Origin of the sequence: Caulobacter sp. SL161, from assembly GCF_026672375.1 — a bacterium.
GTDB lineage: Bacteria > Pseudomonadota > Alphaproteobacteria > Caulobacterales > Caulobacteraceae > Caulobacter.
Genome location: NZ_JAPPRA010000001.1, coordinates 730150 through 751831, shown reverse-complemented (window position 1 = coordinate 751831; position 21682 = coordinate 730150). Strand labels below are relative to the sequence as shown.

The window sequence follows — 21682 nt, the reverse complement described above, 5'->3', positions numbered from 1 at the left end:
CCTAGGTCAGGGCGAGATTATTGATCTGCAGGATCGGCAGCAGGATCGACAGCACGATCGTCGCCACCACGCCGCCCAGCAGCACGATGATAGCGGGTTCCAGCAAGCTCAGCAGCGTCGCGGTGAAGGTCTCGAACTCGCGTTCCAGATAGTCGGCCGCCCGCATCAGCATGGCTTCGACGCGCCCGCTGCTCTCGCCGCTGGCCGTCATGTAGACGAGCACCGGCGGGAAGACCTCGGCGCGGCGCATGGCCACAGACAAGGCGCCGCCTTCGCGGATAGCGGCGATCATGTCATCGAGCGCCGCCTGCAGGACGGCGTTGCGCACCGTGCCGGCGGTCAGGATCAGACCCTCCAGCACCGGCAGGCCGCTGGCGACCATGGTGGCGAGCGTGCGGGCCAGGCGCGCCGCATGCACGTCGCGGATCAGCCGCCCGATCATCGGCAGCGCCAGCAGCCAGCGATCGACCGCCAGCTTGAAGGGCCGATGGCGCAGGGCGCGCAGGAAAGCGAAGACGGCGACTACGGCGCTGACGACGATCAGCCAGCCGAAGGTCTGCAGACCGGTCGACAGGCCGATGACGAGCCGGGTCAGGAGCGGCAGGGTCTGTCCCATCGAGTCGAACTGCTCGACCACCTTGGGAATGACGAAGACCATCAGGGCCGCGACGACCAGACAGGCGACCACCGCCAGAACGATCGGATAGACTAGGGCCGTGGTGATCTTGGCCCGGACCTGCTGCTGCTGCTCAAGAAGGTCCGCCAGGCGATCCAGGATCGCCGGCAGGGCGCCGGACGACTCGCCGGCTGCGACCATGGCGCGGTACAGCGGCGGAAAGGCCTTGGCCGGACGGCCCATGGCGTCCGAGAGCCGGTAGCCCTCCAGCACAGCGGCGTGAACCTCGCCGATCACCTGCTTCAGTTTCGGCTTGTCGGCCTGCAGGGCGATCGTGCGCAGCGCCTCTTCCAGCGTCGAGACCGACGTCAGGGTCGCCAGCTGGCGGGTGAACATCGAGCGGTCCTTGGCGCTCAGACCCTGACCCAGGGCGAAGCGGCCGACCTGGGCCGGCTTGGCGACGGACGCCATGATCTTGACCGGCGCCAGGCGCTTGCGCTGCAACTGATCGGCTGCGGCGGCCTCGTCGACGGCCTTCAGCTGACCCCGACGCGTGCGCCCGGACAGATCCAGGGCCACATAGTCAAAGCTCGCCATCGCGCGCCCCTTGCCCCGTGATCCGGAGCGCCTCCTCCACCGTCGTCAGGCCGGCCAGGACATAGTTCCGCGCCTCCTGCCCCAGACGGCGATCCAGACCGGCCTCGGTGATCTCCTGCTCACTGGCGTTGCCGCCGATCAGGCGGCGCAGGTGATCGTCGACGCGCAGGGCCTCGTAGACGCCGATCCGGCCCTGATAGCCGGTGTGGCCGCAATGGGCGCAGCCGACGGGGCGATACAGGATCTCACCCTCGGGCAGGCCTACCAGGGCCGCCGTCGCCGCATCCGCCGGTTCTGGCGTGCGGCAGTGCTCGCACAGGCGACGCACCAGGCGCTGGGCGATCACGAGACGCAGGGTCGAGGCCAGCAGAAAGGGCTCCACGCCCATGTCGCGCAGACGCACCACCGCGCCCGCCGCATCGTTGGTGTGAACCGTCGACAGGACAAGGTGGCCGGTCAGACTGGCCTGGACAGCGATCTGGGCGGTCTCGGAGTCGCGGATTTCCCCGACCATCACCACGTCAGGATCCTGGCGCAGGATGGCGCGCAGGCCCGCGGCGAAGGTCATGCCGACCTTGGTGTTGACCTGGGTCTGGCCAATGCCGTGCACGGCGTATTCGACCGGGTCTTCGATGGTCAGGATGTTGCGGCTGTTGTCGTTCAGAACGGCCAGGGCGGCATAGAGCGTTGTCGTCTTGCCCGAGCCCGTCGGCCCTGTGACCAGGATGATCCCGTGCGGCTCGCGCACGGCGGTCTCCAGCGCGCTCAGCACATCGGGCGACATGCCAAGGTCGGACAGGCGCAGCCCCGCCTGGTCCTTGTCGAGGATCCGCATCACCACCCGCTCGCCCATGCGGGCCGGCAGGGTCGAGACGCGGACGTCCAGGCTCTTGCCGCCCAGGGCCAGAGAGATCCGGCCGTCCTGCGGCACGCGCTTTTCGGCGATGTCCAGCTTGGCCATGACCTTGACCCGCGACACCAGCATGGCGGCGATGCGCGGCGAGAGGCTCAACACCTCGGTCAGCACGCCGTCGATCCGGAGCCGGACGATGAGCGCCTTCTCGAAGGGCTCGATATGGATGTCCGAAGCGCCTAGGCGCACGGCCTCGGCGATCAGGCCGTTGATCAGGCGGATGACCGGAGCGTCGTCCTGCGGGTCGAGGAGGTCGGCGGCGGCGGGCATGTCCTCAAGCAGCAGGCCAAGGCCGCCGTCCAGGTCCAGGCTGTCGGCGCTCGACGCGGTGGCCAGGCCCGCGCCCGCATAGACCTCCGAGAACTTGCGGTCGAACACCGGGGCCGTCATCGGCTCGATCGCCAGCGGCGCGCCGACCGCTCGACGGATCTCGACCAGCGCCATCGGGTCATAGCCCTCGCGCACGCCGATCACCGCTCGCTCGCCCAGAGACAGCAGGACCACCCCGTTTCGCTTGGCGAAACCGTAGGCGAGCATCGGCGTGGTCATGGCGTCGTCGCCGGCTTCGCGGCGGTCGGCGCGGCGACCGGACGCGCCGCGTTCAGATAGTCGCGCATGACTGCGTCGAGCGAGTTGTCGCCGTCCGGCGTCGTCATGGGCGGCAGATTGCGCATGTAGTCGTAGCGCGGGGCGGTCAGGTCACGGGCGTCAGCGCTGCTGCGGATGATGCGGGGGCGGATGAAGACCATCAGATTGGTCTTCTTGCGCTCGCGCGCCGTGCTGCGGAACAGGGCGCCCAGACCGGGGACGTCGCCCAGACCCGGCGTGCGCTGGGCCGACTGGGTCTCCTGCTGATCCAGCAGGCCGCCCAGCACGACGATGTCACCGTCGTCGACCAGGGCCGTGGTCTCGATCTCGCGCTTGTTGATGATCAACTCGCTGGAGCCGACGCTGACCGGACCGGCGACGCTGGAGACCTCCTGGCGCAGGAACAGGGTAATGCCGCCGCCCGCATTGATCTGCGGCTTCACCTCCAGCTGGATGCCGACATTCTGGCGCTGGATGGTGCGGAAGGGATTGGCGTTGGAGTCGCCCAGCACCTCGCCCGTGGTGATCGGCACTTCCTGGCCGACCAGAATGCGAGCCTCTTCGTTGTCGAGCGTCATGATCGACGGCGTCGACAGCAGGTTCGAGCCCGTGTCCTTCTTCACCGCATTGATGATCGCGCCGAACAGCGCATCGCCGCTGCGGCCGACGACGCCCGACGTCACGCCCGAGGCGGTGAGCAGGGAGCTGACGGCGGCGTCCCGCAACGATTTCAACGCCTCGGTGTCGGCGCCGCTGGTGGTGGTGGCCGCAGCCTCAACCAGCGGCAGCAGGCTGGGCGTGGCGTTGGTGTAGTTGGTCGCGACGAACGGAATGGTGCCGTTGGTCCCGCCCAACAGGAACTGGACGCCCAGCTGCTTGGCCGTGCCGTCGGTGACCTCGACCACGATCGCCTCGACCAGAACCTGTTCACGGCGGACATCGAGCTGGCGGATGACTTCCGCCAGGGTGCGTTGGGTTTCCGGCGGGGCGTTGATGATCAGGGCGTTGGCGCCTGGGAAGCGCGCGATGGTGGCCTGCGGCCCGTTGGCGGACGCGGTCGCGGCGATCGGCGTGGCCGTGGCGGTCGAGACCGGCGGAGCCCCCGTGGCGGTCCGGGCGTTGCTCAGGCCGCGCGACGAGGAGGTCGTCACCGAGGTGGTCGCCTGACCCACCAGTTGCTGCAGCACCGGCAACATCTGTTCGGCGTTGGCGTGACGCAGGAACACTACGCGCACGTCGTCGCTGGACTCGGCGCGACGATCCAGGTCCGCGATGACGGGCAGCAGGCGCTGGACCGCGTCGGAGTCGCCCCGCAGAAGAACCGAATTGCTGCTGTCGACCGCAACGACGGTCACCGCGCCCCGGCCGCTCTTGCCCTCGGCGCCTGGCGTCGCGAGCATGTCGTTGAGAACCTGAGCGATCTCGCGGGCCGAGCTGTGGGTCAGGGTGACGGTGTGGACCATCGCCCGGTCCTGGTCGACCTGGGCCAGAAGCCCGCGAATCCGCCGGACATTGTCGGCATAGTCAGCCACCACCACGACCGCGCCGCGCGGGTTGGCCACGACCTGACCCTGCGGCCCGACCAGCGGCTTGAGCATCTCCACCGCGCTGGCCGCGTCGAGGGTGCGCAGACGGAACACCTCGGTGGCGAACTGTCCGCCCGCGGCCGAAGGCTGACGGGCCGCGTTCTCCGACGGCTCGATGCGATAGGCGCCGTTGCCGGCCGGCGTGGCCACGAAGTTGTTGGCGCGCAGGGTGGCGAGGAACACCTCGAACAGTTCACGACGGTTCAACGGGCCGTTGCTGGCGACGGTCACCGTGCCCTTGACGCGGGGATCGATGATGAAGGTCGTACCCGTCGACTTGGCGACGTCCTGAATGAAGACGCGAATATCCGCGTCCTGAACGTTCAGCAGCTGGGTCTGGGCGAGCGCAGGCGCGGGCCCGAGCGTGGCGCCGCCCATGACCAGAACCGCAGCGACGGCGGCCAGAACGGAACACGACGGAGCAACCTTGGTCATTGGGACACCGGGAAGGAAAGGGTCGCGCGCGCGCCGCCGCGGGACAGTTCGACATGATCGGCGGCGACCGAGGCCAGGGTGACGCCGTCGGCGATGGTCTCGCCGACCGCATAGGACTTTTGAACGCCGTCAGGCCCGGCGATGATGGCCGAGCCTCCGCCGGGTCCGCCGGAGCGGACACCGAACAGGCGGAAGCCGTCGATGGCCGAGCCGCCCGCCGCCCCGCCGGTCGCGCCGAACACGTCAGACCGGGCAAGCACGCTCAGGTCGACCGGCGGCCGCGGCGCCCTGGCGGGCGCTGAGACCGCGCCGACCGGTGCGGCGAAGACCCACAAGAGGCGCGCCGCCTGGGCGGCGAGGACGAGAACGACCAGGATCTCAAGCGCGAGGATGAGCCTGGGACCTGGTGAACGGTGAAGGTCAAGGAATGACAATGGGGTCCGCCAACAGGTCGCTTACGGTCGAAGCGATGTAGCGCGGCGGCGCCGCACTTCTGCGACGGTTTCACTACAGAAATACGACAAACGCTCCCGGTTCGGATTATCCGAGCCGGGAGCGCCGCCGATTTTCATCCTCTGCGAAACCCACCGATGAGCGGAGAACTCCGCCTCTCGGCAGACCGCCTAGAACTTCGCCGAAGCGCCGATCGAGAAGAAGCGACCGACGTCATAGGTATTGACGTCGACCCGATTCTTGCCGGCCTTCTGATACTCTTCGTAGCCGACGCCGGTCAGGTTGCGCGCTTCGAACTTCAGCTCGACTTCGCGACCCCACAGTTCCAAGCCTTGGCGCGCGACGAAGTCGATACGCGTCCCCGGATAAGCCTCGACGTCCGGCTGGCCGCTGTTCACCAGACCACGGCTGGTGACCCGCTTGCTGGCGTAGTTGATCAGCAGGGTCTGCTGCGACAGGCGCTCGGTGTCTTCCAGGCCAAATTGCAGATTGACCACGTGATCCGACTGACCGGTCAGCGGAGCGCCGTCGGTGAAATAGTCGGTCGCCTTGGTCGAGGTGGCCGCGAAGACCGCGACGGTGTCGCTGGCGGAGACCTGAAGCTCCGACTTCGAATAGGTGTAGTTGGCGATCGCCACAAGGCGACGGCTGGCCCAGAAGTCGCCCTTGAAGTCCGACAGATCAAAGTACTTTTGGACTTCGAGCTCAGCGCCATAGAGCTTGGCCTTGGGCGCGTTGGCGAAGCTGGTCGACAGATCGCTGCCCGACACGAAGCTTTCGATCGGGCGATCAATGGTCTTGTAGAAGCCCGCGACCGTCAGGCGCTGATCGCTGGCGAAGTACCATTCATACCGACCTTCGAGGTTGGTCAGCTTGCTGTCCGTCAGCAGCGGGTTGCCGCGATACATGCGGTTGCTGTCGGGGTCGAAATAGAACTGGTAGATCAGCTCACGGAACTGTGGACGGGCGATCGTCTTCGACGCGCTGAGACGGATCTGCGAGTCCTGAATTCCCCGCCAGGTGGCGGTGGCCGAAGGCAGCCAGTAGCTCTCGTTCTGACGGGTCGACGCCAGCGAGGCCCCGGGGGTCTTGAAGACCTCGGTCGGCGCCACCTTCAAGCGAGCGGTCTCATAGCGGGCGCCGACGTCGAAATCGAGGTCCTGGAACACCGTGCCGTTGAGCTTGCCGTAGGCCGCATGGTTCTGAAGCTGGGCGCGGAAGGCCGGATTGCCTTCGTTGGTGTCGACGAGCGCGATATTGAAGTTCTTGATGATCGCCGGCGCCAGCAGCAGGTCCGGACGCAGCATGTCGACGCCGCGCGGGAAGGTGTTCGACGCCTGGAACTGGAAGTCACGGCGCGAGCTGTCGCGGTCGGTGTGGACATAGGCGTAACCCACCGTGGCCGCGAAGCCCGGAACCAGCTTGTAGGTGGCGTCGACGCCGCCCGACCACAGGTCTTCGTCCAGATCCGAGTAGCTGATCCGCGCGTCGCCGCCGTTGCCGTTGTTCAGGCGGTTGACGAAGTACTGGCCGAACGGATCAGCCGCAGCGTTCGTGCGCACATATTCCAGCGACAGCTCGGCAGGGGCCTTGCGCTGGGTGTTGGCGTAGTTGGCGCGAACATCGACATTGAGCTTGTCCATCGGCCGGAATTCGCCGACCAGCTGGGTGTTGACCAGCTGACGCTCAAACCAGCCGGTGTTCTGCTGCATGTAGTCGACATTGGTGCCGCCACGACGGCCCATGGCCAGGCGCGTATTCTTGATCGTGTCGTGGACGTAGAGGTTGGTCCAACGGATCTTGTTCTCGCCAAAGCCCAGAGACGCGCCGAACAGCCCGTTCAGGACCATGCGGTTGTCAGTGCTCACGCGGCGGAAATCCGATTCCTTGTCCTCGAGATCCGCGTTCAGCGAGCTCTGGATCTGCGCGTCGCGCGTGGACCAGCGGTTGCTGAAGCCGATCGTGCCGATGACGCCGAGATCCATCGAGTCGAGGTCGAACGGCTTGGCCGCCGTGATGTCCATCGAATAGTTGGCCGGCAGGTGGTTCCATTTCTGGACCACGCCGTTGCGGCTGTTGACCAGCTGGCTGGCGATGTCGGCGGTGTTGACCTTGCCAGAGCTGATGCGCTCACCGCTGGCGAAGAAGGCGGCCAGCGCGGAAGGGGTGTCGCGGTTACCGTTGTCAAAGCCGGTCCAATCGGACTTGCTACCGTAGTAGTCATAGCCCAGTTGGTTGGTAGTTTCGGTGTCGCCGGACACCGAGCCGCCGATGCTGATGAAGCCTTCGCTCGGGATCGACCGCGTGGTCAGGTTGATCACGCCGCCGCCGAACTCGCCGGGGAAGTTGGCGGAATAGCTCTTCTGGACCAGCGAAGACGCGATCACGCGGCTGGGGAACAGGTCCAGCGGAACCACACGCTTCAGCGGCTCAGGGCTCGGCAACGGCGAACCGTTGAGCAGGGCCAATGAATAGCGATCGCCCAGGCCGCGAACATAGACATAGCCGTTGCCGACCAGGGTCACGCCGGTGACCCGGGTGAGCGCGCCCGCGATATTGCCCTCGCCCGTACGCGCGATTTCCGCCGCGCTGAGCACCGAGACGACCTGCGAGCCGGTGCGGACGACATTGCCCGAGCGGTTGGCGGTGATCACGACCGCATCGACCATGCCCGGGATCGAGACTTCAGGTTGCTGGAAATCAGACTGCGCCGCCGCAGCCGTCGGCTTGCCGGCCTCTTCGGCCGACGGGGCGGTCTGCGCCAGCGCCCAGGTCGGCATCGAGAGCGCGGTCGAAAGAAGCAGCAGGGACGTTAGCCGACGCGTAATCATATCCAATCCCCCGGGGAGCTAGGCAGGTAAAAATGGGGGGCAGCTGTGTTCCAGCCGCCCCCCGCTTCGACGAAGTCGCGTCGTCTTAGTTGGTCGGCAGCGACGTGCAGGCGGTGCTGGTCGACCCGAAGTTCGCCGCGCCGCTGTTGCAGGTCCAACCGGCGTACCAGGTGTCGTTGCTGTCGCGGACAGCGCCGATGTAGGTCGTGGCGCCGAAGAAAGCGCCCAGACCCGTGGCGTTGAACACGGCGACGGCCAGCTCGTTGGCGCCGTTGACAAAGGCGTTGAGCGTCGAGGTGAAGGCGTCGTTGTTGTTGTTGGCGCCCGAACCGAACTGAGCCGCCACGGTGGTCGCGTTGTAAGTCCCCGTGCCCAGGTACTTCGCCGCATTACAGCTCATCACAAACGAGCGCGCCGTCAGCGTCGCCGGCGTCGTGCCCGAGCCGTTCATGCGCAGGCACTCATTGTTCGGCGAGAGCAGGATGCTGTTGGCGATCGTCACGTCGGAGTTGCCGCGCAGCAGCAGCGAGGCCTGGTTGGCGGCTTCGTTGGCGCTGCTGACCTGACGCTGGATCATCGTGTAGTTGACCATGCGCAGATCGGTGCGCGGCAGCTCGGTCTCACGGCCGTTGCTGTCGATTTCCATCAGCGAGTCACCCGCGCCGTCACGCTGGATCATCAGGCCGTACTGGAAGTTCGCGCGTGCGCCGACGTCAACGTCGAGGCTGTCGTCGTCCGCGCCGACCGACACATAGTACTTCATCTGCGGAATGCCGCCGAAGAACTCCACGCCGTCATCCGAGCTGTTGTAGCTCTGGATGTGGCTCAGCACGGTACCGCTGCCGATGCCCGACGGCGTCAGCGACTGCAGCTCGACGTTCGAGCCGAGCACGTAGCCCGAGTAGCGGATCTGCACATACTGCATGGTACCGCTGTTGTCGGCGTCGTCCGCGCCGCCGAACAGGGCCGGGTCGGCCGCGCCTTCGGTCTGACGTTCGCAGGTGTTCGCGGTGGTCGAGCCGGTGGAGCAGTCGGTGATCTTCGCGCGGCCCAGCAGCACGATGCCGCCCCACTGGCCTTGCGAGGTTTCCGTGTTCAGACCCAGGATATTGTCACGGCTGGTGAACACGATCGGACGCGTGGCGGTGCCGACGGCGTTGATCTTGTTGCCGCGATTGACCGCGAGCCAGGACACACCCGTACCGCCGTAGACGATGACGCCCGGCTCGATGGTCAGGGTCACATTGGTGTCCGCAGCGGTCTTGGTGAAGCCGCCATCCGTGCCGACGTCAACACGACCAGCCAGCTGATACAGCAGGCCCGGGATCTTCGGCAGCGTGATCGAGCGGTTGATGCGCGACGGCAGGGTGCACACGCGCCAGGTGCCCGTCGGGCCCGTGATCGTACCGTCGTCCTTCAGTTGCTGCGGGTCGGCGATGGTCGGGCAGCCCGAAGCCGGGGTCACGCCCGCCGGCGTGGTCGGGGTCGTCGGGGTGGTCGGAGTGGTCGGATTGTTGATGGTGACGTTACCGCCCGTTCCCGGCGAGGAGATGTCATCCGAGCCGCAGCCAGCGAGCGCCATGGCCGCGCAGCTCATGAGGATTAGGTTTCTATACAGCTTCACAGGAGCCCCTCTGGTTTCTCAAGCCGCGACGAACGCAGGCGATCACGCCTTCCGGGGGTGTTTAGTCGGCAATTGTGACAGTTTTTGCGGAACAGTCGGCGCTCAATACATGGCGCCCGAGCGTTTCAATTCTCACGATAGAGAGGATTCCCCATCTGGGGGAATCCAGAGCCGAATTAGACTCTCTAGTTGCGGTCGAATATTATGAGGGCGATACTCATATCACGAAAGTGAGAAGCTTTTTTGACAGATTCGACTTGGAGCTCGAATTGGAGTTCGTTTTTGAGTTTAGGATTACGTCCACGCTCACCGCACAAAGAAACTCTGGGCGCGCCTACCGGTATTTTAATCAGTATAGGGATATTTATCTTAGGTTTTATCGTTGTTTTTCTTGATATTTTTAGATCAAAATACCTAGACGCCAAATGAGCCATCTCGAACCGGGCCCGCGCGATGAAGGCGGCGGATCGGTCGATGCGCTCGCCTGAAACCTCATCGTGAGCGGGCTGGTGCGCGGCGCAAACGAAAAAGGCCCGGCGTCACCGCCGGGCCTCTGCGAACAATGCTGGCAAGCCAACTAGAAGAAGCGCTCGCCAATGCGGATCGTGTCGCCGGGCGATACCAGGGTCGAGGGCTTCAACTCGCCCTTGACCTCGGACGCATCACCATTGCGCTTGATGTAGACGATCTTCTTGTCGGCCCGATAGGTGAAGCCGCCCGCCGTCGCCACCGCGTTCAGAACGGTCAAGCCGGAGGTGTAGGGATAGGTGCCGGGCTTCTCGACCTCGCCCAGAATGTAGAAGGGGCGGAAGGTGAGCACCTCGGCGCTCACGCGCGGGTCCTTCAGATAGCCATCCTTCAGCTTGTCCTGAACCGCCGTCTGGAACTGGCCGACGGTCATGCCGCCGACCTTGATCTCGCCGATCAGCGGCAAGGACATCAGCCCAGTGCCGGCGACGAAGAACTCGCCCGACAGCGACTCCTCACCATACACCGTGACCCGGACCTTATCGCCAGGGCCCAGAAGATAGTCGACCGCTTGCGCTACGCCCGCGACGGGGGCGGGCTCAGAGCCGACCTGGGCATGGGCGACACCATTCGATGTCGAGACCATCATGAAAACCACGGCCGCCAACATGGCGAGCGCGCGAGAGAGTTTCGAAAAACCGATCATGGAAAAGCGTCTCATCTCGGACTTGTCAGACCTGGAAGTTGCAATGCCACATCGCACGTGACCGCGCGATGAACAAGACGAACTCTAAGCTGCGCGCGGTTTACTAAATTGGATGATCTTGGGCTCGCCGCCATCAAGTCTCACCGCAGTCAGCACGCCTGTGGCGTAGGCGCCCGTATCGACATTGATCCGCTGGCGACCGACGAAAACCTCTTCGACTGGCGTGTGGCCGTGAACGACGGTGGCTTTCAGCCCGTGGGCGTTATCCAGGAAATCGTTGCGGATCCAAAGCAGGTCGGCGGCGACCTGTCGCTCAAGCGGTAGGCCAGGCCTGACGCCGGCGTGCACGAAGACATAGTCGCCATAGACGGCCATCAGCTCCAGTCGACGCAGGAACTGTTCATGCTGGGGCGGGAAGGCTGCGCGAAAAGCCACCCGCGTCTGCTCCCAGACCTCCAGATCGGCGCGCCCCACGGGACGCTGCACGCCATACGAAGCCATCGTCTCGCCACCGCCATACTCCACCCAAGACGGCCCGGCCTGCGGATCATCAAGGAAGTGCAGCAGGGTCTCCTCGTGATTGCCCATCAGGGCGCGGAATTCGAAGCGCCCCTCAGCCGCCTGCTGGCTTAACGCGATGAGGCGGTCGATCACGCCAGACGACTGCGCGCCCCGATCCACATAGTCGCCCAGCATGATCAACACGGGCGGGTCCTCACGCCCCAGGGCCTGATAGTCATCGGTCATGCGCGCGATCAGGCCGTCCAGCAGGTCCAGGCGCCCATGAACGTCGCCTATGGCGTAGAGCACGCGCCCTCCCGTGGAGACCGCGCGGCGCTCTTTCTGCTTGGGACGAAATAAGGCCTTGAACATCGAACTCGCCACGTACGCCACGGTGCGTCGCCGGGACTTTGAACCAATTTTGCCTCACGGCGCTCCAGCGTTCAACCGAAAGCCGTCGCATTAACCTACAATTCATCACAATCTTTTTCGCGCAATTTACCAAGTAAATTGGAGTTCTATTTTGGTAAATATCGAATTTAGGACAGTTAAACACATGGATTATACCATCTAAATTCAACTCTTTTTCGGACCTCACATGAATACTGACCTCACGAACACAGCGAGGTCAGCATGTTCAAGGCGCGAAACATTGTTATGGGACTGATCAGCGCCGCTGCGCTGATGACGAGCGCCCAGGCACAGGCCGGCGGGATGCCGTTCATGCCGCGCGGCCATGGCGTTCTGGCGCCCGCGGGCTTCGCTGACCTTTGCCGTCGCGACCTCGAGACGTGCGGGCTTCCCACCACCCAGCTGGCGCTGCTAGGCGCCCAGAGCCGCCAGACCATGACCCCGACGTCGTCCGTGGGCCTGGCCCCCACACGGACCTTCGCGCCGACGGCATCTTTGGATAGCGACAGCGACGCAGACGTCGCACTGGTGTCCTTGGAAGTCGTCGAGGCGTTTACGATTGGCCCCGTGGAAGACTTCGTCGCCGCCGGTCAGATGCGCGCGTTCACGCCGGTCGAAGAACCCGAAACCGTCCTGGCCTGGTTCGATCGTAACGAACGCGACCAGATGAAGCTGCTCAACCGGATCAACCAGCAGGTAAATCGCGACGTGAAGAAGGCCAATGACAGTGACCTGTACGGCCAGGAAGAGTACTGGGCGCTGCCGCGCATGGTCGATGGCAAGCTCTATGGCGACTGCGAGGACTACGTCCTCGAGAAGCGTCGCCAACTGATCGCCGCCGGCGTCTCCGAGTCGGCGCTGTCGATCGCCGTCGCCGTGACGGCGCGGGGCGAGGGGCACGCGGTGCTGATGGTGTCGCTGAAAAGCGGCGACTGGGTGCTCGACAACCTCACGCCGTGGGCCACACCGTGGGCGGACCTCAACTATCGCTGGGTTGAGCGCCAAGTGCCCGGCACCGCCCTGTGGACGTCGATCGCCTAACGCCTACCGCGCAACGGTTCGTTGAGCTTCAAACCCCGAGCCCCAGGCTCGGGGTTTTCGCACGGCGGGACCCAAACACCCGGACAACAGAAAGCCCGCCCGGCGGCGCCGAGCGGGCTTTCTGTGCTGAATGAAGGTTTTGGCTCTGGTGATCCGGTCGGATCAGACCAACTGCGCGATGGCCACCGCCAGAAGCGCCCAGAGGCCCGCCGAGAGTGCGGCGGCCAGCGCGAGGCCCGCCAGCGGCGGGAGCCGCCGCGCCGGCACAGATTCAATCGGGGCGAAAGACAACTTTGCGTCGATCATCAGACAGTGCTCCTGCTGGCGATGATGTAAACGCCGCGCCGCTAATGGCCCGTGAAAGAACAAGGTCTACCGGCTGTTAACATTATGGCTTTGGCTTCGCTTTTTTTGTCCACGACGACATCAAGCGATTGCGTTAGCGTGTGGTTCTGTGAACTTGAACAGCCTGTCTGCGACGCGCTGGTGAAACCAAAGGATCATCCGGTGGATCTAGGGCCGTCGACCCAGCTCTTGACGCCGGGGCCGGGAGGACCGTTGCCTCGGGTGGCGGTCGATCGGCGCAAACGCGTCCTGGATGTGGTGGCCGCAGCTCTGCTGACCGCCCTGTTCGCTCCGCTCCTGCTGCTGGCGGCCCTCGCCATAAAGCTCGAGTCACCAGGTCCCGCTCTTTTCCGCCAGACCCGTGGCGGTCTGGGCGGCGCGCCCTTCCAGATCCTCAAACTGCGGACCATGCATTGCCGGGAGGACGGCCCGGACGTCGCGCAAGCGCAACGGGGAGACGACCGTGTCACCCGGGTGGGGCGCATCCTGCGTGCGACCAGCATCGACGAGCTGCCGCAGCTGCTCAACGTCCTGCGCGGCGACATGTCCTTGGTGGGACCCAGGCCTCACGCCACCGCCCACGATGTCTACTACAGCGCGCGGATCCCCGAATATGTCGCCCGCTACAACGCGCGACCTGGCCTGACCGGGCTTGCCCAGGTCAGAGGCCTTCGCGGCGGCACCGAGACGGTCGAGCTCATGCGCCAGCGGATCGAGGCGGACATCGACTACATCCAGACCTGGTCGCTCTGGCGGGATCTGAAAATCGTCCTGCGCACCGTCCCCAGCCTACTGACGACCGACAACGCCTACTGAGCGGCTGTCTTGGTCATGCGCTCGGCGACGATGAGAAGCGCCAGGCCAATACGGCCGGACGGGTCCTGAATGCTGTTGGCCAGAGCCGTAAGCCGTCGGTCGCCGCCTGAACGTTTGTACTCGACGCGAACCTGGTAGATCACCTGCTTGCGGACGGCGGGCGTCAGCCTCGCCCAATGCTCGTAGGCGAGGCGCGTGCGGGCCATGAACGCGCTCGTGTGCAACGGCGCGACCGTATAGGACCGGTCGAGAGCCTCATTGGCGCGCGCGAAGTCGCCACGCTTGAAATCCACGGCAGCCTTCCGGAGCCACGCCACGCCGACGCCGGGGCTCATAGCGACTTCGCGCCGGCTCAGGGCGTCCAGCCGGTCGAGCGTAGCCTGATCTGTTGCGCCGCTCGCCAGTCCCGTCTCGACGTTCGACGCCAGCGCCTCCGCTGGCGCCGTCGGCAGAATGCTCAGGTCCCCCCCGAAACGTGCGGCGACAAGTGGCGCCGACACGAGCAGTCCACTGACCAACACGACCCCGGCGAAGGTTGGCGTTGCGCGAAAGGCGGGAAGGCGACCCGCCCGCCGCGACGGTGACGAGACGGCCAGCGCGCCGAGGCCGACCGCAAAGAGAGCCTGAAGCGCAGGCGCTTGGACGGCGAAGTCAGACATGCCGTGCAGGAGCACCAGAACCGTCGAAGCGATCGCCGCGCGGGCGAGAGCCCCGCTGGTCCCTGGCTTGTTCGCGGCGGCGCCGACCTGCCACATCAAGACGCCCAGCAGACCCAGCATGCTCAGCGCGCCGAGGAGGCCAGCCTCCTCGAGCCACTGGAGATAGAGATTGTGGGTCGCGCGGACATCGAACAGAACCCCTAGGTTTTCGCTCGTCATCACAATCTGGTTGACGGCCGGAAATGAGCCGAGGCCGTAACCGAACCAAGGGCTGGCCTTGAAGGCCTGCCAGTGCGCGGCGAAGATGGCCTGACGCGTGGCGACGTCACCGTCCAGATTTTCGAGCCGGGCGGCGGTGATATCGGCGCTGCGCATGGCCAGACCAACCGCGGCGAGGAGCACAGCAGCGCCGCCGATCATCACCACGACCCGCCCGCGCTTGCCCTGGGCCAGCACCTGCCAGATCAGGAAGATCGCGAGCGAGACCACAGTGGCGAAGATCCCGCCGCGGGATCCTGTGAAGGCCAGCGCCACCGCAAACACCGCGAGGAGGGCAAGACTGATGCCGGCGTCCAACGGCAGCTTGTCGAGCGAAAGCCTGCCCCCCGCCCGCTGGATGAACTGGGTGACGAACATCGCCGCGAACACGGCACACACGCCCATGAGCGTGGCGAGCGTATTGGGGCTGAGCAAGGTGGCGGTCATGCGCCCCGTGGCTCGGACGCCGACGTGCTGCAGAATGGCCATAGCAGCGTAGGCGCCGAGCGCAACGAGCATGAACCAGAACAGGGCGCGCCGTCGCGTCTCGGAGCTACCGATGATCTGAGCCGCCAGGAACAGGCAGGCCAAACCGCCAAGGCGGACCAGGTTGAGAATCAGGGATGACCGATCGACCGTGATCGCTCCCCCGTTTGGCTCGACATAGAGCCAGACCGGGTGCGGACCACCCGGCCCAAACGGCGTGAGCGCCCAGGCGGTCACGAGCATGAGGATGGCGAAAGGCAGCCACAAGGTGGGGCTGACGCCCTGTCGGACCGTGTTTCGAGCCCAGCCGCAAGTGGCTAGCAGAACAATAGGAAAAAGCGCGTGGAGCGCGGCGAAGGCGGACGAAACCGCCAGCTCGCTCGCGCCGAACGCAATGATCTCGGCGAAGATCAGTGTCAGGAGGGCGCCGATAGCGACGCCCTCCGACAATTTGAGCCGTCTTGAGCCCGACGATCCGAACGAGGACGAGCCGGCGCCCAACCGCTTGCTAGTCCGCATAGTACTTTCGATAATTCGCGTAGTAGTAGTAGGAGTCGCCGTAGCCGTAGCGAGACTGCGCCTTCAGATCCATCTGGGTCAGGGCGACGCCGGCGATGAACGCGCGGGTGCCCTGCAGCAGCGCCAGAGCCGATTGAACGGCCTTGACCGGGGTCTTCTTCCAACGGACCAGCATCACCACGGCGTCGGTATGCGGCGCCAGGATACGCGTGTCGGCGATAGCCAGCAGCGGCGCGGTGTCGAGAAGGACGATCTCGTACTTCTGGCGCAACTCCTGCAGCAGGCGATGCATGGCCGAGGAGCCGAGCACATCGCGCGGCGTGTAGGACGACTTCGCCAGCGGCAAAATATGCGCGCCGCTTTCATCGTGGATCACGGCCTGCTCAAGCGTTGCGACGCCATTGAGCACCTCCAGAAGGCCCACAGGCGCCGGCTCCTTCAGGAACTGGCTGATGGCGCTCTGTCGAAGGTCGCAGTCGACGACGATTACGTTCGCACCAGACGTCGCGAGCGTGCGGGCCAGCGAGAACGTGGTTGTCGTCTTGCCCTCACCCGGCAGCGAGGAGGTCACCGCGATCACCTGGACCGTCTCGCCGACCTTCGAGAAGAGGATCGAAGCCCTGAGCTTGCGCAGGCTTTCAGCAAAGCTCGAAAGCGGCTTGGCCAGCAGATAGTCGGGCGGCGTCATGCCCTTGAGGGTCTTGGGGTCATCAACGGCCGTGTCGAGGCTCGGGACAGCGCCCAGATAGGGCAGGCCCAGACGGCGCTCGACCTCGTCCTCTGTGAACAGGCCCGCCATCAGGATCTCAGCCAGAACAACTGCAGCCAGACCAGCGCCGAGCGCGAGCACGAGGCCCAGCGCGAGGTTGAGTGTCGGGTTCGGATAGCTCGGACGGGTCGGAATCTTGGCGGGCGAAACCACACGGGCGTCGGCCTGCTCGATGCCTTCCTGAGTCGTCGTCTGCTTGAAGCGCGACAGCAGCGTCTCGTAGAGCGTCTTGACCGACTGGGCCTTGCGCTCAAGTTCGGCGAGACCAATGCTCGCGCGGTTGTTTCCGGCGAGCGTGCCCTTGGACGCCGCAACGCTGGACGCCACCGAACCCGTACGCTGACGCGCGACCTGAGCTTGAGCTTCCAGGTTGGAGATGATCCGGCGGATTTCCGCCTGAATCTGACCGTCGATGTCGGCCAGCTCACGCCGGGCCTTCAGCAGTTCAGGATGGCGATCGCCGTAGCGACCGCCGAGATCGGCGACCTGGGCGCTCTTTTCGGAACGCTGCTTGCGCAGTTGCTGGACGACCGGCGAGTTCAGCGACTCGCCAACGTCCTCACCCGTGCTGCCCCTGGCCAGTTGCTGGCGAGCGATGTTCAGACGGGCGTCGGTTTCGGCCTGAGACGCGCGGCTAAGCGCCAGTTGCTGGTTCAGGCTGGAGATTTCCTGCTCGGTCAGGGTCGCGCCCTCGGCGCTCAGCAGGTTGTTCTGAATCTTGTATTGCTGAACCGCAGCGTCAGCCGCTTGAACCTGCTCGCGCAGCTCACCCACGCGGGTATCCAGCCATTCATTGGCCTTCTGCGTCGCGTCGAACTTCGCCTCGAGTTGCTCGGTGAGGTACAGGTTCGCGAAGGCGTTGGAGAGTTCCGCGGCGCGCTTCGGGTCCTGGTGGGTGTACTCGATCGAGATCAGATAGGTCAGGCCCGCGCGGCGGACCTTCAGACCGGTGAGCACATTGTCGACGATACGCTCGCGACGGCGCTGCAGCTCGGTGGGATCAACCTTATCCATCGGCGCGGCGGCCTTACGGATCGACGACAGCCAAGCGGCCGCGCCCTTGGAGCCCGCCAGATAAGGATTGAAGTAGGGGTCCTGCTCGAGCTTGAGGTCCTTGACCACGCGCGCGGCGAGCGAGCGGGATTTCAAGACCTCGACCTCGGTGTCGACGACGGAAGAATCCGCCGGCAGACCCGAGAGCACCGCGCTCATGTCCGTGACCTGTTCCTTGCGGACATCGAGCATGACCTGGGAGATAGCGGTGTACTTCGGGGTCTGCTGCAGGGTGAACAACACCACCGCCGCGAACACCACAACCGCTATAGCCGCGAACAGGCGGAAGCGACGCCTGAACGTCGCGATCGCGATGTTCAGGTCAAAAGACAACGCTCCGGTGGAATTCACCGGAGCGTTCGAAGTTTCAAAACTGGAGCCGTCCATAACTACTCTCAGTAACCGGCAAACCTTGCCGTTTCGTGGACGTGGATCAGAACTGCAGGGCGACCGAAGCCACCAGCTTGTTATCCTTGAACGAAGAGCCCTTGGCGGCGCCCGAGGACGTCTGCTTGAGGTAGTCGTACGTCAGGAACAGGCCCACGCGGCGGTTCACGAGATAGGTCGCGGTCGCGGAGAAGCTGTCACGCTTGTCGTCACGGTCGACGCCCTTGTAGACATCCTTGCCGCGGTTGTACTTCGCGGACAGCATGACGTTACGCAGGAACTCGTGGTCGATCGAAGCGCCAACCGAGTTCGCGATGTAGCCACCCGACCCAGTCGCCGTCGACTCTTGGACCGAACGCGACGCATTCACGCCAACCGTGGTCAGCTGCGAGGGGAACCACTCGACATTCGCATTGGCGCTGAAGCCGTCGATGTCCTTGAAGGCGGCGCTATCGTACGACTGCTTCATGTAGCCGACCTGGATGTCACCCCGCATCAACTCCGAGACATCGAAGTTTGCGCCGAGGCCGACCACATAGCCGTCCGAAGTGCGGTCCTGCGTCGGGACGTTGGTGTCGTAATCCCGCTTGTTGCCCGTGGCGGTCACATACAGGGCGGTGTCCGGGCTGACAGCGTACTCGGCCTTACCGCCGTACGACAGCTCGTTGCGGTCACGGAAGTCCTGATCGACGACGCCTGTGCCTCGGTTGTTCAGGACGTCCTTATAATTGAAGTCCTTGTCTTCGACGCGGCCCGTCAAACGAAGGCGGTTGAACTCCTTCACCAGCGTGAGGTTGCCGGTGTTGAGGGCGTATTCCACCGGCTTGACGCCAGAGGAGGGCGCGGTCGGCGCACTACGCGGTTCAATCAAGCGCTGCGTCTGGACCGAACCCGTCAGGTTCGTGCCGCGCTCGATGTCGATCCGGCCGTTCGCCTGCAGCGTATACTCTTCGGCGTTCTCGGCGCTTTGATCAGCGTAGCGAATAACATTGCCACCGGCGAAGAAACCGAGGGCGTGACGCGACCAGTCCGACCGCACGGCCAGCTCCGGCTTCACGCGCCAGATCTCATCCTTCGTCTTGCCAACGGCGACGGCGTAGATGTTGTCATTGTGCTCAAGGTCGACCGTCACTCGCGGATAGACCGTGAAGCCGCCAGCCTTTTGGCCCGTCGCTTCATAATCCGGGCGCGGGCGCTCACGGACGCTGGTGTTCTTGTCGCGCTTGAAGCTGGTTCCGACGTCCTGCGCTTGCGCAAGCTGCGGCGCGCCAAACGCGATACAGGCCGCGATGGCCGAACACGTTAGAATTCGCATGGTATATCCCCACCATATTGAAGGCCGCCAGCGCGCGTCGTGACGCGCTGGTCGGCCTTGAGACAAGTCGATTAACCGCAGTAGGCGGCGATAACGCCCGCGCACGGATCAAACGGCGCCGGCGTGACCGGGTTCGCGCCACCCGCACCACCCGCGGCGGCGTCGCCGGCATTGTTGGTCGAGGCCGCGCCCTGGAGGCTCACCAGCACGCTGGGCGCGCCGCCGGCGGTCGTAGCCGCCGTGGTGGTGACCGTCGCGGTCTGGCCCGTCGCCGCCAACTGCGTCTGCACCGCAGACGACTGGGCGACAGTCGTGGCCACTTGGGGCGCCACGGCGGCGGCGACCTGAAGGGCGACGCCGGCGCTCACCACGCCGCTCGAGACAGCCTGAACGAGCGCCGCGCCGATTGCGGTCGGAGACGCGCCGGTGGCCGCCAGAGCCGACGCGACGGCCGCCTGGATGGCCGCGAGTTTGGCGGCAGGCGAAAGGGCCGCGAAGCCAGGCTGCGAAGCCGCTTCGGCGGCGGCGGCGGCGATAGCCGACTGCAGCGCTTGGGGCGACGGGTCAGCAGCAGGCGCCGGGGCCGGAGCCGGGGCGGTCTGGGCCAGAACGTGACCAGCGCTCACCGGCGCGATCGCAACAGCCAGGCTGATCGCCACGGCGCGGAAACGGTTAGAAGCCATGACTGCTCCCTCCAATTGAACGGCGTCCTCTTAGGACAACTAAAACAAATGCTCTACTCTGGATACGCCGTCATCGTTGAATCACAACGATGGCGTTTCCCAAAGAACACACTCGCGGTTCAATTCCCCACCCGGAAAAAGAACTTTGGGTCTTCGGCTAGTCGAATGTCCAGACCGGCCCGCCGCGCTGGTTGTGTCCAGCGACTGAAACAGCAAGCCGGCAATGCGCTATACAAACATGATGACGCTGGCAAGACAACAAATGTCAGATCGAATCCAACGACGGCGCCAGAGTTCTGAACGAATTCGCTTTCAGGGCGAAAAACTAGTTCAAAAATTCCGCAGGAGGGCGCCGGGAAGCGCGCCATCCCGTATTGGGTTGGACGCGGACGATAACAAATGCGTACTCTTTCTCTCCGCGAGCGTTCAACATCCTCGCTCAGGCGGCCGCGACCGCCCGCCCCGCGTGGGCCTTCGCCTGGACCAGGCACCCGTACCAGCCGAGCCCCTGATATGTTTCATAACCGGGCGTGCGAGCGTAGCCGACCGTGACGTCACCCTCGGCATAGCTGCCCATCGGCCCCGCTGAGGTATCCAGCGCAAAGGTCTCCGCCAGCACGCCTTGACCATCCGACGCCGCAAGCACGCGCCCCCGCTGGTCCAGGAGCATAACCCGCGAACGTTCGCGCTCCTCTGGCGTCAAGCGTACGCCATCCACCACCGCCTGGGCCTGGGGACGCCAGTCGAAGTGCACCCCCAGCACGCCCAAGGGTCTGCCGGTGGCCTCGCCGCCCGCCCGGATCGCCGTCGCGTAGGTGGCCACCGGCGCGTCGCCCAGCGCGGCGCAGCGCTCGATATCGCACGCGACGAAATCATCGCCCGTCGCCGTTCGCAGACCTTCCTGAAACCATCGTGCGTCGGCGACCGAGCGCCCGACGACATTGGGATATCGTCCGGGGCGACCGTTGGCGATCACGCGCCCTTGGGCGTCACAGATCCAGAGATCCAGATAGACGGTGTAGGCGTCGAGGATCACGCCAAGGCGCTCGCTGGCGTAACGCCGCGCCGTCGGATCATCGCCCTGCGTCAGACAGGCCACCACCGCCGAGTCCGTCGCCCACCAACGGACGTCACACGTCCGTTCATAAAGATTGCGGTCGACGATCTCAATCGCGTTCAGGGCAAGGTCGGCCAGGCGTTGTCCACGCATATGGCCCAGGATCGCGCCGCCGATCGCCGAGAGTTCGTCGAGGTCGGAGCGGACCTGGCTCTCCAGGGCGGCCGCCACGGCGTCGATCTCGGTGGAGATCTTCTTGAACTCCTCGGCGACGATGGCGAAGCCCTTGCCCGCCTCGCCGGCCCGCGCGGCGACGATCAGGGCGTTGATCGCCAGCATCTTGGCCGCCCGGTTCACCCTGGCGATCTCACCGATCTTGGCGCCCGCCACGCTGGACAGCCGCTCCGAAAGATCCAGGATCCGTTCCGGACGAAGACTGGCGTCCTGTTCCATACTCAACGCGCCCCAAAGCAAACTTTCGGCCGAATCGATCCGAAAGCAGCAAGATGACGCCGCCGTCACGACCGCGCGATGCACTGGAGAGGGACGACCAAGCCGAGACGGG

The 21682-nt window shown here is 65.0% G+C and carries 16 protein-coding genes; 2 read left to right on the top strand and 14 right to left on the bottom strand.

The window, feature by feature from the left end; all coding sequences use genetic code 11:
• Position 1: 1 nt before the first annotated feature.
• The 8 genes from gspF to OVA11_RS03805 all read right to left on the bottom strand — a co-directional run bounded on the left by gspF (position 2) and on the right by OVA11_RS03805 (position 11711).
• Entirely contained in the window at positions 2-1213 is a 1212-nt protein-coding gene (gspF, locus tag OVA11_RS03840) for a type II secretion system inner membrane protein GspF (RefSeq protein ID WP_268066248.1), read from the bottom strand.
• Complete coding sequence (gene gspE, locus OVA11_RS03835) at positions 1200-2675, bottom strand: type II secretion system ATPase GspE (RefSeq protein WP_268066247.1); 1476 nt, start codon at positions 2673-2675, stop codon at positions 1200-1202. Before gspE ends, gspF begins: the two co-directional genes overlap by 14 nt.
• Complete coding sequence (gene gspD / locus OVA11_RS03830; RefSeq protein WP_268066246.1) at positions 2672-4735, bottom strand: type II secretion system secretin GspD; 2064 nt, start codon at positions 4733-4735, stop codon at positions 2672-2674. Before gspD ends, gspE begins: the two co-directional genes overlap by 4 nt.
• On the bottom strand, positions 4732-5169 hold the full coding sequence (locus OVA11_RS03825) for a type II secretion system protein N (RefSeq protein ID WP_268066245.1): 438 nt from the start codon (positions 5167-5169) through the stop codon (positions 4732-4734). The genes gspD and OVA11_RS03825 overlap by 4 nt, the downstream gene beginning before the upstream one ends.
• 189 nt (positions 5170-5358) lie before the next feature.
• Positions 5359-8025 (bottom strand): TonB-dependent receptor domain-containing protein, encoded by a 2667-nt coding sequence (locus tag OVA11_RS03820; protein ID WP_268066244.1) that lies wholly within the window; start codon positions 8023-8025, stop codon positions 5359-5361.
• A gap of 79 nt (positions 8026-8104) precedes the next feature.
• Complete coding sequence (locus tag OVA11_RS03815; protein WP_268066243.1) at positions 8105-9643, bottom strand: hypothetical protein; 1539 nt, start codon at positions 9641-9643, stop codon at positions 8105-8107.
• A 577-nt stretch (positions 9644-10220) separates the two neighbouring features.
• Complete coding sequence (locus tag OVA11_RS03810) at positions 10221-10817, bottom strand: polysaccharide biosynthesis/export family protein (protein ID WP_268066242.1); 597 nt, start codon at positions 10815-10817, stop codon at positions 10221-10223.
• An 84-nt stretch (positions 10818-10901) separates the two neighbouring features.
• Positions 10902-11711 carry a metallophosphoesterase family protein gene (locus OVA11_RS03805; RefSeq protein ID WP_268066241.1) on the bottom strand — a complete coding sequence of 270 codons (810 nt, stop codon included), beginning with the start codon at positions 11709-11711 and terminating at the stop codon, positions 10902-10904.
• A 240-nt stretch (positions 11712-11951) separates the two neighbouring features.
• Between OVA11_RS03805 and OVA11_RS03800 the strand changes: the two genes are divergently transcribed.
• Positions 11952-12770 carry a transglutaminase-like cysteine peptidase gene (locus OVA11_RS03800; protein ID WP_268066240.1) on the top strand — a complete coding sequence of 273 codons (819 nt, stop codon included), beginning with the start codon at positions 11952-11954 and terminating at the stop codon, positions 12768-12770.
• A 162-nt stretch (positions 12771-12932) separates the two neighbouring features.
• On the opposite strand, the gene OVA11_RS03795 is transcribed toward OVA11_RS03800, so the two are convergent.
• Positions 12933-13079, bottom strand: coding sequence for a hypothetical protein (locus OVA11_RS03795; protein ID WP_268068889.1), 147 nt, complete (start codon positions 13077-13079; stop codon positions 12933-12935).
• Between the two features lie 198 nt (positions 13080-13277).
• Here OVA11_RS03795 and OVA11_RS03790 point away from each other — a divergent pair, with 198 nt between their 5' ends.
• Complete coding sequence (locus OVA11_RS03790) at positions 13278-13931, top strand: exopolysaccharide biosynthesis polyprenyl glycosylphosphotransferase (protein WP_268066239.1); 654 nt, start codon at positions 13278-13280, stop codon at positions 13929-13931.
• On the opposite strand, the gene OVA11_RS03785 is transcribed toward OVA11_RS03790, so the two are convergent.
• From OVA11_RS03785 to OVA11_RS03765, 5 genes are all read right to left on the bottom strand, one after another.
• Positions 13925-15853, bottom strand: a complete 1929-nt coding sequence (locus OVA11_RS03785; protein ID WP_268066238.1) for an O-antigen ligase family protein — start codon at positions 15851-15853, stop codon at positions 13925-13927. The two genes, OVA11_RS03790 and OVA11_RS03785, sit on opposite strands and share 7 nt — an antisense overlap.
• Positions 15843-18062 carry a GumC family protein gene (locus OVA11_RS03780; protein WP_268066237.1) on the bottom strand — a complete coding sequence of 740 codons (2220 nt, stop codon included), beginning with the start codon at positions 18060-18062 and terminating at the stop codon, positions 15843-15845. Before OVA11_RS03780 ends, OVA11_RS03785 begins: the two co-directional genes overlap by 11 nt.
• 46 nt (positions 18063-18108) lie before the next feature.
• Positions 18109-19377 carry an outer membrane beta-barrel protein gene (locus tag OVA11_RS03775; RefSeq protein ID WP_268066236.1) on the bottom strand — a complete coding sequence of 423 codons (1269 nt, stop codon included), beginning with the start codon at positions 19375-19377 and terminating at the stop codon, positions 18109-18111.
• A gap of 71 nt (positions 19378-19448) precedes the next feature.
• Entirely contained in the window at positions 19449-20075 is a 627-nt protein-coding gene (locus tag OVA11_RS03770) for a hypothetical protein (RefSeq protein WP_268066235.1), read from the bottom strand.
• Between the two features lie 424 nt (positions 20076-20499).
• Positions 20500-21639, bottom strand: a complete 1140-nt coding sequence (locus OVA11_RS03765; RefSeq protein ID WP_268068888.1) for a methyl-accepting chemotaxis protein — start codon at positions 21637-21639, stop codon at positions 20500-20502.
• Positions 21640-21682: the final 43 nt, after the last annotated feature.